14 protein-coding genes and 1 pseudogene are annotated in these 11,923 nt (G+C 70.2%); 8 read left to right on the forward strand and 7 right to left on the reverse strand.

Annotated features, from left to right (window positions below):
- Positions 1–388 precede the first annotated feature (388 nt).
- Together ACIGHB_RS31425 and ACIGHB_RS31430 are read left to right on the forward strand one after the other, a co-directional pair.
- A pseudogene (locus ACIGHB_RS31425) lies at positions 389–649 on the forward strand (ATP-binding cassette domain-containing protein); the annotation flags it as partial.
- Between the two features lie 391 nt (positions 650–1,040).
- Positions 1,041–1,205, forward strand: a complete 165-nt coding sequence (locus ACIGHB_RS31430) for a hypothetical protein (RefSeq protein WP_399917884.1) — start codon at positions 1,041–1,043, stop codon at positions 1,203–1,205.
- Positions 1,206–1,616: 411 nt separating this feature from the next.
- On the opposite strand, the gene ACIGHB_RS31435 is transcribed toward ACIGHB_RS31430, so the two are convergent.
- On the reverse strand, positions 1,617–2,714 hold the full coding sequence (locus ACIGHB_RS31435; protein WP_399917842.1) for a helix-turn-helix domain-containing protein: 1,098 nt from the start codon (positions 2,712–2,714) through the stop codon (positions 1,617–1,619).
- 7 nt (positions 2,715–2,721) lie between these two features.
- On the reverse strand, positions 2,722–2,898 hold the full coding sequence (locus ACIGHB_RS31440) for a hypothetical protein (protein WP_399917844.1): 177 nt from the start codon (positions 2,896–2,898) through the stop codon (positions 2,722–2,724).
- Between the two features lie 851 nt (positions 2,899–3,749).
- On the opposite strand from ACIGHB_RS31440, the gene ACIGHB_RS31445 reads away from it, so the two are divergent.
- The 4 genes from ACIGHB_RS31445 (at position 3,750) to ACIGHB_RS31460 (ending at position 7,214) form a co-directional block, all read left to right on the forward strand.
- On the forward strand, positions 3,750–4,649 hold the full coding sequence (locus ACIGHB_RS31445) for a HEAT repeat domain-containing protein (protein WP_399917846.1): 900 nt from the start codon (positions 3,750–3,752) through the stop codon (positions 4,647–4,649).
- Positions 4,643–5,725, forward strand: coding sequence for a HEAT repeat domain-containing protein (locus ACIGHB_RS31450; RefSeq protein WP_399917848.1), 1,083 nt, complete (start codon positions 4,643–4,645; stop codon positions 5,723–5,725). The genes ACIGHB_RS31445 and ACIGHB_RS31450 overlap by 7 nt, the downstream gene beginning before the upstream one ends.
- 305 nt (positions 5,726–6,030) lie before the next feature.
- Complete coding sequence (locus ACIGHB_RS31455) at positions 6,031–6,174, forward strand: hypothetical protein (RefSeq protein ID WP_399917850.1); 144 nt, start codon at positions 6,031–6,033, stop codon at positions 6,172–6,174.
- A gap of 683 nt (positions 6,175–6,857) precedes the next feature.
- Positions 6,858–7,214 (forward strand): hypothetical protein, encoded by a 357-nt coding sequence (locus tag ACIGHB_RS31460; RefSeq protein ID WP_399917852.1) that lies wholly within the window; start codon positions 6,858–6,860, stop codon positions 7,212–7,214.
- 82 nt (positions 7,215–7,296) lie between these two features.
- Here ACIGHB_RS31460 and ACIGHB_RS31465 read toward each other — a convergent pair whose 3' ends face one another.
- The gene (locus ACIGHB_RS31465; protein WP_399917854.1) at positions 7,297–7,455 is read right to left on the reverse strand and encodes a hypothetical protein; all 159 of its coding nucleotides are present in this window, start codon (positions 7,453–7,455) and stop codon (positions 7,297–7,299) included.
- Between the two features lie 156 nt (positions 7,456–7,611).
- Between ACIGHB_RS31465 and ACIGHB_RS31470 the strand changes: the two genes are divergently transcribed.
- Together ACIGHB_RS31470 and ACIGHB_RS31475 are read left to right on the forward strand one after the other, a co-directional pair.
- Positions 7,612–8,910: a hypothetical protein gene (locus ACIGHB_RS31470; protein WP_399917856.1), complete on the forward strand. Its 1,299-nt coding sequence runs from the start codon at positions 7,612–7,614 to the stop codon at positions 8,908–8,910.
- A gap of 146 nt (positions 8,911–9,056) precedes the next feature.
- The gene (locus ACIGHB_RS31475; RefSeq protein WP_399917858.1) at positions 9,057–9,647 is read left to right on the forward strand and encodes a hypothetical protein; all 591 of its coding nucleotides are present in this window, start codon (positions 9,057–9,059) and stop codon (positions 9,645–9,647) included.
- A 77-nt stretch (positions 9,648–9,724) separates the two neighbouring features.
- Here ACIGHB_RS31475 and mihF read toward each other — a convergent pair whose 3' ends face one another.
- From mihF to ACIGHB_RS31495, 4 genes are all read right to left on the reverse strand, one after another.
- A complete protein-coding gene (gene mihF, locus ACIGHB_RS31480; protein ID WP_399917860.1) occupies positions 9,725–10,045 on the reverse strand; it encodes an integration host factor, actinobacterial type in 321 nt (106 codons plus the stop codon).
- 114 nt (positions 10,046–10,159) lie between these two features.
- Positions 10,160–10,552: a hypothetical protein gene (locus tag ACIGHB_RS31485; protein WP_399917862.1), complete on the reverse strand. Its 393-nt coding sequence runs from the start codon at positions 10,550–10,552 to the stop codon at positions 10,160–10,162.
- Positions 10,553–10,875: 323 nt separating this feature from the next.
- Positions 10,876–11,262 carry a fic family toxin-antitoxin system, toxin component gene (locus ACIGHB_RS31490; protein WP_399917864.1) on the reverse strand — a complete coding sequence of 129 codons (387 nt, stop codon included), beginning with the start codon at positions 11,260–11,262 and terminating at the stop codon, positions 10,876–10,878.
- Positions 11,259–11,558, reverse strand: coding sequence for a DUF1778 domain-containing protein (locus tag ACIGHB_RS31495; RefSeq protein WP_399917866.1), 300 nt, complete (start codon positions 11,556–11,558; stop codon positions 11,259–11,261). The genes ACIGHB_RS31490 and ACIGHB_RS31495 overlap by 4 nt, the downstream gene beginning before the upstream one ends.
- Positions 11,559–11,923: the final 365 nt, after the last annotated feature.

Consider the following 11,923-nt stretch of genomic DNA (forward strand, 5'->3'; position numbering starts at 1 on the left):
TTGCAAAGACGCAGGTCAGGGCATGGATGAACAGCAACCGCAGGACAGGAAAGCTACTCCTCTGTCACATGGGAAACCTGTGCAAAGTGGACACCTGGCGTGCTGACCTGCGGTGAGGCATCGGCGTCGTTGAAACGCCCGTGGCAGGCCATCACTCGGTCCACCACGCAACTAAGACGCCGTCAACCTCGCCCACGGGATGAAGATGTGACGTTCTTCACATTCACCGGTCATTCAATCGGGGGAGGACGGTCGCTCCTTCCGGACGGCCGCTCAGTTCGCTGTCGGTGCCAGGCCGAATCCTTGACGGGGCGAGAGCCCCGCTCCTCCGCATGGCCGAGCATGCCGAGCCGCGCCCCACCCTCACGCGCCGCGGACACGACCTCTCGGCGGCCAGTGGCAGCGCCTCGCCATCGCCCGCGCCTTCCACCGCAACGCCCCCGTAACTCGTCATGGACGAACCCACCGTCGCCCTCGACGCCCGCGCCGAACACCGCACCTTCACGCGCCTCAAGCACGCCTCGCCGACCGCATCGTCGTCCTCGAAGGCGGCCGCATCATCGAGAGCGGCACATACAAGGAACTCGTAGGGCGCGCCACCGACTCAGAGTTCTACAAGCCGCTCCAGCTCCAGGAGAACGGAGACTGACCCAGCCGCACCTCGCCCGCCGCCGTACCAGGCCACTGCCGTTCGACGAGATCCGGCGACCCACTTAAGGCACACACCCAAGACGCTCGTCACCACAGGGGATGGGAGACCCACCGGCCGTGCCCGGAACCACTCCAGTCCCCGCCTGCACCAAGCCAGCGCGGGCCGCCGCCGATCTGGCCCATGCCCGCATGCACGGCGACCCGACACGCGTACCGATGCTACGACCCGCAGCCGGGAGGAACAGCCGATGAGTGCCCAGCCCGACCACACACCCCCCATGCCGCACGCTCCCGCGCCTGGCGCGCCGGCCGAACTCCGTGCCCAGCTGGGCACGGACTGCCGCGCAAAGACGTAGGCCCCAGCGTTCGAGCGGGACTGGGCCAAGGCCCTGGAAGACGCCCGGCACACCGTCAGCCTCACCCAACCCCTGCACGAAGTCGTACGCACCTGGCAACTGCGCGCCGCCGCCGGGGACGGCGACGCCTTCATGGACGCAGGACAAGACGACTCCGACTTCGTGGACCTCGACGACGTCCTCGGCAGCCGCCCGTGACCGAGCAGCCGTGGGCGGCACGCCTGTCCCCCCCCGGCCGCCCAGCCGCTCGCCGCTCTCCACGACCTCGTCCGGGAGATGGTTCCCAACCTGCTGGACATCGCGGGTCCGCTCCCGGTGGGGCTGCCGCAGTGGAACCCCGGCGACCCGGAGGCCGCCATACCCACCGCCTGCCGGTCCTGAGCATCGTCTGGCTCGGATAACCCCCCAGCCCGCCCCGGCCAGGCAGAGGGCACGGCGCCTTGCGGCCCAGAACGTGCCGAGGGCGCCTCCCGCTCTCTCGATGCTGCCGCGCCCGGCCCTCCAGGTCAGGGCGCGCCCGTAGCTGGCCGCGGCCGACCCGCACCGCCTGCAGCCGGTACGAGCCTGCCAAGGCGTAGAGCCCCGTCACATCGCCCGCCTTGGCCGCTCTCAGCGGGCCCGTGCAGCCGGAGCGGGCCGTGTCGGCGGGGAGACCCGGGTGCCCGACGGGGGCGGCCCGGGCCGCCCCCGTCGGCTCTTGGCCTGGTAGAGCTGGATGTTCCCGTCGCCGGTACGGGCGATGAGGTCGATGCCGGTGTCGTCGGCGCCGGCGGCGAAGGGTTTGTCGGTGGCGGCGCGGCTGAGCTCGGCGAAGTGGGACAGGGCCAGAGTCCAGCCAGGTGCAGCGGTTCCGTTGCGATGTGCTTCCTGGTTGACCAGTCGGGTCAGGGGGGCCACGCGATCGGCGAGTGCTGTGAGGGCGGGAGCCAGTGCGTCGGGTTCGATGCGGGGGACGGAGTCCGCGAGAGCCGCGAAGACGGGAGTCAGTGCGTCGGGTTCAATGCGGGGGAGTGTGTCCGTGAACGCCATGAGGGCTCTGGCCAGTGGGGCATTGAAGTGGGTTCTGCCGCGGGCCGGGGGGGCCGGGTGGACGGGACTGGGCCGCGCTGTGCGGTGCGCCGCCGAGGGGCGGCGTGGGCCGCGCTGGGCGTTCACGTGGATGTATGCCTCGAAGTACTTGTGCTGCGTCACCGGGCGGATGCCGCACGCGGTCAGGAAGGTGATCAGTTGCTCGGTGCTGGTCGGCAGGCCCTTGCCGTTGACGATCCGCCAGGCGGTCGTGCGCGGCAGCGGCTTACGCCCGGGGGTGAGGCGGGCGTCGCTCAGGCAGGGAGCACCGGCCCTTTCGTACGCCGCTACCAGGGCGAGGCCAAGCTCCCGCTTGGTCCGGATCAAGTCGAGGGGCACCTCAAGCCTGGCGAGCTGCGAGAGTCTGCCGCGGTGCGCGGTACGGCCGCGGACGAACAGACGGCGCGCCTTCACCTGATCGGCGGCACCGGCCCCGCAGGCACGCAGGCAGGCGTTGAGGACGGCCACGGTGGGCGGTGCGGAACCGGACTCAAGGCGCTGGACGGCGCCGCGGGAGACATGGGCCCTTTCGGCCAGCCCACGCTGGGGCAGCCGCGCGGCCCGGCGCAGCGCCCTCAGGTGCTCCGCGAGGTCGGCGAAAGGGCGCTGCGGGGCACCGTCGTCACAAGGACGGCTCATGGCTCGCCTACTTTCCCGCGCTGGAGCGCACGGCGGTCTCGACGAGCACCGCCAGCAAGCGCCGGCCGCCGCCGGCCGCGGCGAGCGTGGCCGCGCCGATCGCCCCGCAGCCGCCCAGCAGCACCAGGACGGTGTCCAGTTCGGTGCCGGCCAGGAACAGGCCGCAGCCCAGCCCCAGAAACACGATCAGCAGGATCAGCGCGTGAGTGGGACCGAACCGGCCGGCAGCGCCGTCCGGCCTGCCGCCGCCGGCCGGCCGACCGGCAGCACAGCTGCAGGCCGCTGCAGGCCCGGTCGGCACAGGGAGGGGGAGAGGGGTCATGGTGGACAGGACTCCGTCCTGACGGGGGCCGCCGACGGCATGCCGGGGCCCGGGCCACTGGTCGCAAAGTGACGCAGCCCGCAAGGCAGTTGGCCCTGCCCGTGCACGGGCTGCGCAGCCCATAGCCTTCCACGCCCCCGCACCGCACCGCCCCGCCCCAGCACCCCGAATACCCCATATGCGGCTTCCTGGCCCCGTAGACGTTCCACGTTCCGCCACGAGATTCGGCACCCCGCCATGGCGCCCCCACCGCCCAGCCGACGCCCCCCACCGGCCCCTGCGCGCCCGCGACGGCACACCGTCTGTTCCAGAGGACTTGCGGTCTAAGCCCCATCAGAAAGACGGTGGTCCCAGCACCACCTGGCAGCTCAGCCGCCCGGGGTGCTCCTGACGGCTCCTGGTCGCAAACCCGAACCCGTTTCAGGACTCTTCCGGCAGGCGCGTTGGCCCGCGCCAGCCCCCGCCGGGTCGGCACCGCCAGCGGCGCCGACCCGGCGCACCACCCCACCCATCCCCGCGCACCCCTCTTCGACGGCCTTCCGCTCATCGTTCTCCGTGGCCGTGACGCCGGTGTTGACGGCGAGCCTCGCCGTTCGGGCGGTGCCAGGCATGAAGACAGCGTCGACCAGCCGGGCCCCTTCGACCTCGTCGGCGGCCAGCTCCCAGCGCAGTGCCCTGCCGCAATGTCAGTGCGCCCGTGCATAGTGCCGGTCATGATCAACGACTTGGACAGGACCGACTGGGCATCCCTGGGGCGTGCCTACGGGACGGCGGAGGAAGTGCCGAGATGGCTGCGTGGCATGGTCTCGCCCGATCCCGAGATACGCGGGGAGGCGTTCGGCAGCTTCTACAGTGCAGCGCTCCATCAGGGGAGCGTGTATTCGAGCACGGTGGCCAGCCTGCCGTTCCTGTTCGCGATGGCCGATGACCCCGCGACTCCCGACCGCGGGGAAGTCGTCGCGCTGCTGCTCACCATCGGGCGCGAAGCGGTCGACGCCGAGGAGATCTATGCGGTCATCTGCGGCGAGGACGGCGAGGAGTCCACCATCTACCCGGACACCGCACGCCTGATGCGCGAGCATGCCGACGCCTTCGTCGGCTACGCCGGTGACCCCGACCCCCGGGTGCGCAGAGCGTCGATCGAGGGCCTGGGGCTCTTCCTGGACGACGCCGAGCGGGCGGTAGCGCTCCTGCAGGACCGCCTCGTGGATGAGCGCGGGAGTGCCGAGCGTGTGCTGGTGGTGCGGACGACGGCCGACCTGGCCCTGCGTCTGCCCGCGGCGGCCGCGCCGGCACGGGCGTGGCTGGACGCGTTGGCCGACAGCGGCACGACCGATCCGGACACCCGTCTGGCCGCGCTCGTCCACCGGGCCCGCTGCGCTCCCGACTCCATCGACGACCAGACGGCGCCGAGAGCGATCGAACTGCTCCGCCAGGTCACCCCCACACCCCGCCCCGATGCGGACAAGGAGCGCAGGGACCTGGAGCCGTCCGGTCCGTGTGCGTGCGAGGCAGATCCGGAACCCGACCCGAACGTCCCCGGGCACATAGCTGCCGCCTTCGCCGACCTCGAACGGCACGGCCGCGTCCACGCCGCCACCACCCCTTGCTGACGGCGTTCCACACCGCCCTGGACACGCGCGCCGGAGACCGAACGGCCCTGCTCACCGAACAGCTGCGCAGCCCAGACCCGGGGACCTGCTACGACGCCATCGCCATGGCACGCAGCCTGATCACCTCCCTGCGGGGCGATCACACTGGCCTGGTGCGGCTCATCGGCGACTGCCTGCTCCCGGACGATCCCTACACCGCCGCGGCCGCGGCCGAGGCGCTCGGATCGCTGGGCACCCTGGCCGAACTAGTCCGCGAAGCCCTCGTCGCCTATGTCACCAGCCACCGCCCCGAGGCGTGGGCCAGCCCGCACCGCGCCGTGCGCCGAGCCCACCAGCTCGCCGTCGTGACGCTGGCCGGCCTCGCCGACGAGCGGGCCCTGCCCAGCCTCCTCGTCGCGCTGGACACCGACACCGACGCCTGGCGCGCCCTGAACGCCGTGGGCCATCTGCCCCAGTGCGCTACGGAGCTTACGCCCCGTCTGGCCCGCCGCCTCGCCGACGTCGACCACTCCCGCGAGTGGCCCGACGTCAGCCCTGCAACGCTCGCCTCCGCCCTCGCCAAGCTCGGCGACCCGGCAGCCCTACCCGCACTCACCCAGACCCTCCAGGCCGCCCTCAGACACAGCAAAGGGAGCACCGCAGAAGCCGTCCTGAAGGCCCTCGCGTCGTTCGGTCCCCACGCCGCATCCGCCCTGGACATGATCCGCCCCCTCACCGAGGCAGACGATGTCTCCTTGCGTACTGCCGCGGCGGGCGCCGTCTGGGAAATCGAGGGGCGTCCCGAGACCGTCGTGCCGCTGCTGGAACGTCTCCTCAAGGACCGCCGGAACTTCGACGCGGTCGACCTCGCCGGCCGCATTGGCCCTCCCGCCGCAGCCGTACTGCCGCGCCTGCGGCAGATCCTGAACGATCAGATCGAGCTCCGCCGTGCTGAACGACTCATGGACCCTCGTCCACGTCGCATCCGCCCTGTGGGACATAGGTGGCACGAGCCAGGCTGGCATCGTTGTGCCGGCGCTGCTGGCCGCATGGCAGGACAACGACTCCACCGCACGCCACGTCGTCACCACCCTTGACCGCATGGCCGGCCGCACGCCCCGCCCTGCCCCGGATCGAGGCTGCGATGACACGGCCGCAGCGCGGCGGGGGTACCTGGGGGTGGGGAGTCACCAGCGACCTGGAGTTCCAGCACACCTGCCGTGCCATCCTGACCCGCCTGACACACCTTCCGGACCCGAAACCGGCAACCGCGGAATAGACCCGCGTCCGGGCCTGCCGGACCACCCGCGAAAGAACTTCTGTCGGTGTGGGTGCCGGTCGTCCCGCAAGGGTGAGGGAGAGGGCATCCGGCCCGATCCCGCCTGGCGGAGGGACCCGGCTGATGAATGTCTACGTCTTGGTGGCGATGGTGGTGGGAGGGATCGCGGGATGCGCCCTGTGGGCGGCGGGAGCGTCGCCCGCGGAGGTGTTCGGCGGCGCCCTCGCGGCGACCCTGCTCACCGACCACCTGCTGGAGCGCCCGTGAAGACCACCGCCCACCCCACCGCCCCGATGCCGTCCCGGGACTGCGACGGAACGCCGCTGCTCACCATCGGTCAGGGCCGCGCCTGCACCGGCTGCCGCCCCTCCGCCCTGTACCCCCGCCGCTGGATGGAGGACACCCCGCGCCTCGACACCGGCCGCCTCGCCCTCGCGTGCGCGCTGTCCGGCTACCAAGAGCACATGGCCGCGATCGAGCAGGCTGCCGCGCTGACCCGGCGGGCCCGGCTGCGCGCGCAGCAACTCTTCCCCTACGGCCTGGGCCCGGTCCTCGGTGACCTTCATGCTCCCCACCGACGGCGGAGGCGACCTGCTGCACGCCCTCAGAGACGTCGTCGAGAGCCTCCTCGCCCGCCCCCGCCCGCCTCGTACCCATCCCGTCTGCCTGTGGGGGAGCACAGACGGCCTCGGCTGCGAACGTGACCCCTTCGGCCGGCTCCTGCGCAACCACTGCCGCACCCCCAACGGACCCGTGCCCGCCTGGCGCGCGAAGTCCTTGGGCCCTCTGGACCTGGCGCACCGCCCGCCCCGCGCCCTGGACAGCCTCGCGCCCCACCTCACCCAGCACCGGCCCCCGTCATCGTCGACCGCTTCGCCCGCCGTATCGCCCTGGACCGTCGGCGTGAGCGCATCGCCCAGGGCCTGCTGGAGCAGGGGTGGGACGAGCAAGTGCACACCGACGACCAACTGCGAGCCCGTCTGCGCGCCGCTGCCCATGCCGCGACCTCCGCGGACACCGAGCTGTGGGAGCACACCATCCGCCACCAGCGGGTGGTCCCGCTGGACGACGCCCACCGCATCAGAGGCGCTCACGTGATCGACGAGGACACCGGACCGGCGGAGAAGGTCGCCGCCGTACAGGCCAAGCTCGCGCCCGACGGGCGCAATGTCGCCCACCGCTACGCGCAGACGGGCCTCACCTGGAAGCAGGCCGCGCTGAAGGCGGGCCACGAGGAGAAGATGGGGGAGAGGGTGCGCCGCAAGCTCAAGCGCGAAGGCAGGGAGTACCTGAACAGACGGCAGTAGCCGGTGCCGGCTCACCCCCCACGAAGGCGAGCAGGCCCACCTCCTCACCGGCCACGAGGCCCCTGCCCGCCCCGGGGGCGGGTCACACCGGGCCCCACAGGTCCAGGGCGTATCGCATCACCTCCCGCACGACGCCGGCGGCGGCACCCTGGACGACCCACCCGCCCAGCCTCTTCGCCACCTGGACGATCCGGCGTCCAGCCGCCTGCCGCTCCCGTGCCTGCTTCGTGTTCTCCGCCATCTCCTGCTCCTTCGGTCGTGGTCGTGCTGACGAGGGCAAGCAAGCCAAGGCACAGCGGTGTTCAGCGACGGCCCTGAACTCCTGAACCAGGTGTCAGACCAGGCCAGAGCAGGCGAAGATGTGTTCAGCGAGGGTTCAGACTGAACAGGGAGACCCATGGGGGAGACGACGGCGCGTGACCGGCTGGCCGAAGAGCTGCGGAAGCTGAAGACCGCCTCGGGCCTGACGTACACCCAGATCGAGAGCCAGGCGACCAAACAGGGCCTCATGCTGAAGAAGAGCAAGCTCAGCAACTGGTTCACGGGCACGAACGTCCCCGAGGCCGACGCCTCGTTCACACTGCTGGTCCAGCTGCTCGAGGCCCGCGCACGGACCAAAACGGGTGTGACCGTACGCGGCCTGCCCTGGTGGCGCGCCCTGCAGAAGGAAGCCGCGGTCGAACGCGACGCGACCAACGCACCGAAGCCGACGGCTCGCACCGCACCGCCCGCCACCCCGTCCGAGGCCGCCCCGCACCCGGGCGACGTGGACAAGGCCACAAGGCTGCTGAGCCGTCTCCCGCTCGACGGCTACTGGCTGCGCTGGCTCCAGGACGCCCAGACGATGCTCAAGGTCCCGCTGATCGTCAGCGACCCCCTGTGCGACGCCCACCGCCCCCTGGAAACCGACCGCCCCGACTACATCGACCTGGAGCTCCGCGCCGCCCACCAAGAACTCGTCGCAGCCCTCGGAGCCCTGACCTACGAGCTCAACGGGATGACCGACATCTCCGATGAAGGACAAGACGTCCTGGAGATCGACCATCCCGGCACCACTGACGCACGCAACGCCCTCCACCGGCAGGTATGCCAGGCCCGGGACGGCTTCCTGCCCGCCTACGACCGGATGATCAACCTCCTCAACCGCAAGAACCTCCTCCCTCCCGCGCCTAAGAGTCCCCTCGACATCACCGTCGACCTCCTGGCCGCACGATGGGCCCACGAAGGCATCCTCGCCGCGCCCCTCGCCGCCGGCGCCCTGCTGCCGAGTCCGGACCCCACCGCCCCCTACTACTTCGCCGTGAACGTGGCCAGCCGCAACGACCAAGGCCCCCAGATCGCCGCCGTCGGCATCGAGATGATCAAACCTGACGGCACCCTGGCCGCCTCGTACCGATTCCCGGCACGAGGCCCGGGGCACCGGCCCCAGCTGCCCTTCCAGCTCACCGCCTACGGCGCTGGCCAAGCCCTCGCCAACGGACCAGAAGTCGCGGTCTCACTCCAGACCCTCCGCAGCGCAGTCGCCAAGGTGCGCCCCTTCGCCCACACCGGAAGCGGCCAGGTCCTCTACGGAGAGTGGAGGAGCATGGACGAGTTGCAGCCCTTCCTCGGCACAGTCCTGCCAACCCCGCCTCCTAACAGACGGGTTCATGCGGTGCCCGCTTCAGTCGAGGACGGCGACGGCGGAGTCCGCTGAGAGAGGCGAGTACTAGGCATGGGGGTCAGTTCAGCGCCGCCAAGGCCCCACCGGAGGCCGATGCCGCAAACCACCGCTGCGCCGAGCACCGCGATGCTCGGACCCGCGATGTCGGCGCAGCGGTGGTTTGCGGGAGGATGGAGAGCGTGGAGCTGACGTCGTTGGACCCCGACCTGCTGCCCCCAATCGCTAACGCGTCGAAGGAGGGCGCACCGCCGTACCCGCGCGACTTTCAGGCCATAAAAAACCAAGAGAACTTCAACCGGCCGGAGCATGGGCTGTGGTGCTCGCTGGTGACCGCCTGGTCCGCCGACGGAGCCCCGACCGCGACGGCATGGACCGCCTGGCTCGTCAATCCGGGCGATGTGACCGGGCAGCCCTCCAACCATGACGGCACCTATAGCCGGATCACCGCCGTGAAGCCGCTGCCCGAGGCGCAGATCTACCTAATCGACACCGAAGCCGACCTGGACCGCCTAGTCGCCGCCTTCCCGCTCCCGCCCGATCACATGATGTACCGCTCTACCCCCGACTGGGAGGCGATTGCCGCAGCCGGCTGGGACGCCGTGTACGTGACAGATGCCGGGCTCGCAGCGAACGCGGAACGACACGTGATCGCTGAGCCCTCCCTGCACGGGTGGGACTGCCCCAGCGTGCTGTGGCTACGCCCGACCTACCAGCTCACCTCCTCGGACGCGGAAGCGCCCGCCGAGCAGGTTCCACCGTTGTACGGGTGAGCCCTGAGGCACTGCCCCATCGGGGCCCCCGCCCGATACTCGCTGAGTGCTGGGCAAGGGGCCACACATGCACCCAGTCAGCCCTGGGGCGGGAAGAGCTCAATCAGGCGCGCCCGTTGCCTCTCGCCAAGCCCCTGGACCCTTCGCGTCTCCGAGATCCCGAGATCGACGAGGTGGCGGCGTGCTCGTACCTTGCCGACGCCAGGGAGAGACTGCAGGAGGTGAAGAGCGCGTGTCTGGCGGGCGGTCTCGTCACCGCGGTCAAGGACATCGAGAAGAGAGATGCGTCCAGCCTTCAGGGCTACGAGCATCTCGCTGCGCTCCTTGCGGATCCGGCCGGCCTTCACGAGAGCCTCGGCCCGCTGCTCGGAGGTCAGAGAGGGGAGAGAGTTCGACATCGCGCTCCTTCGTCGGTCGGGCGTCCCATCATGACCGACACAGCCGCTCCCCGTACGGCCGGTGAGTTCCCTGATCCGGTCGCTGTCCACCGGGAGGCTGAGGTGCGGGCAGGGTCAGGCCGATACGCGCTGCTGGAGGAAGCGCTTCTCCTTGCGCTTGCGCAGGATCTGGTACCAGCGGGCGTTGTAGGAGAGTTCCTCTCGGCAGGTGTCCAGGAACGCCTTCTGGGCGGCGACCACCGCCTCGGCCTGGAGCTGGAAGCGGTCCGCCTTCTTCTCGTTCAGGTCCAGGTCGCCGACGGCCGTGACGAGCTTCTCCGCGGCGTCGATGACCTGAACGCTGCCGCACAGGCGTACACCGTTGAGCGCGCTGATCAGGTCGCTGCTGATCTCCCACATCGTGGGCATCTGCGCAGTGAGCAGCTTGTACGAGGCCCGTCCGGCTTCGCGGCGCAGGTTGGCGAACTGGTAGCTGTACCCGAAGGAGCGGGTCGAGGCGTCCAGCATCCGGTGGTAAGCACCTGCCCGGTCTTCCCTGCTGCCGAGCCGGGGGATGCCCGTGGGCCGGTAACGGCCTATCAGGGCACCGAGCGGACTACCAGCAGCCTTGATGCCCGCGGCTGCCGCACCAGAAGTGATCAGGTCCATGCTCGGTTCTATCACCTGGCGCTGCACCGAACGCCAGTACCGCCAGATGGGCACGACACAGAGTAAGCAGGAGCCGTCCCGGTCCCCTCGCGGGAGCAGGTATCTCCGTGTACCCGCGTAGGCTCAGGACGACAGCCGGCAGGGTGACGAACCCTCCACGCCATCCACACGCCGACCATCCGTCAGGAAACACTCCACGCCCGCAACTGACGACCGACCAGGCCGACCCCCATCGCACCGGACGCCGCATCCCGCACCAGAGCGACCGCCTCCTTCGGCAGGTACTCAAGCCGACACCCGTTCAAGGCCAGGTACGCCTCCGCACAATGCCACGCATAAGCCTCGTTCGAGTGCTCCAGACACGGCAGCCGCACCAACGTCTGCAGCAACGCCGCCGCCTTGAAGTACACCGACCCATAGATGTCACGCTCCAGTGCCCGCGCGTTGACCTGCGCCACAGCCGCATACAGCGTGCCGTAATCGTCCACTTGCGGATCACCCGGCAACAGCTCAGCAGCATGCAGCAGGAAGGCCACGTCCAACGGATGCAGCGGTTCGTTCTGCGTCACGCGGCGTGCCCCTGCTCCTGCTGCTCCTCAAGATCACGCCGAGCCTCCAGCTCCGCGGCCCGCCGCTCCCTGCTGGGATCGACGGCGCCGGCCTCGGCGGCGAACGCCTCACCCGTGCGGGACACCGAATCCCTGAACGCCTCAAGGAAGCGCTCCTCCACGGCAGTGGCACGCGCGTATGCGGCGGACAGGATGTACTCCTGCAGGCTGACGCCCTCCTGCTTCGCGGCGGCCTCGATTGCGGCACGCTGAGCAGGATCTGGGAAGCGTAGGTTCATAGCTTTGGGCTGCGACATGGTACCGAGGGTACCGTCGGTACCATGTCGCAGCCAGTGTGGGGAACACATCCCATGCTCACGACAGCAATAATCCAAAACAACACTCACCCAAACCCCAGTCCGCCGAGACCTCTCACGCAAGCGCCGGCCACCCCTTTCCTAGCCAGCCATTCAGTAAGAGGACCCACCGTCAAGCGGATGACGCCACACTAGAATTGATGGACACCCAGCTTACGCGGTCCCGGAGCGCAGCGAGGGACAGTTCCGCGCTTGCGCGGAACCTCCGTGCGCAGCACGGGCTTTCCGTTGGAGGGGCGCAGCCCCGACACGGCGGCTTGCCGCGCCTAGCGAAGGACGCAGTCCTGAGTCACCCGCTGCGCGGG

This window comes from Streptomyces sp. NPDC085460, from assembly GCF_044541975.1.
In the GTDB taxonomy this organism is placed as follows: domain Bacteria; phylum Actinomycetota; class Actinomycetes; order Streptomycetales; family Streptomycetaceae; genus Streptomyces.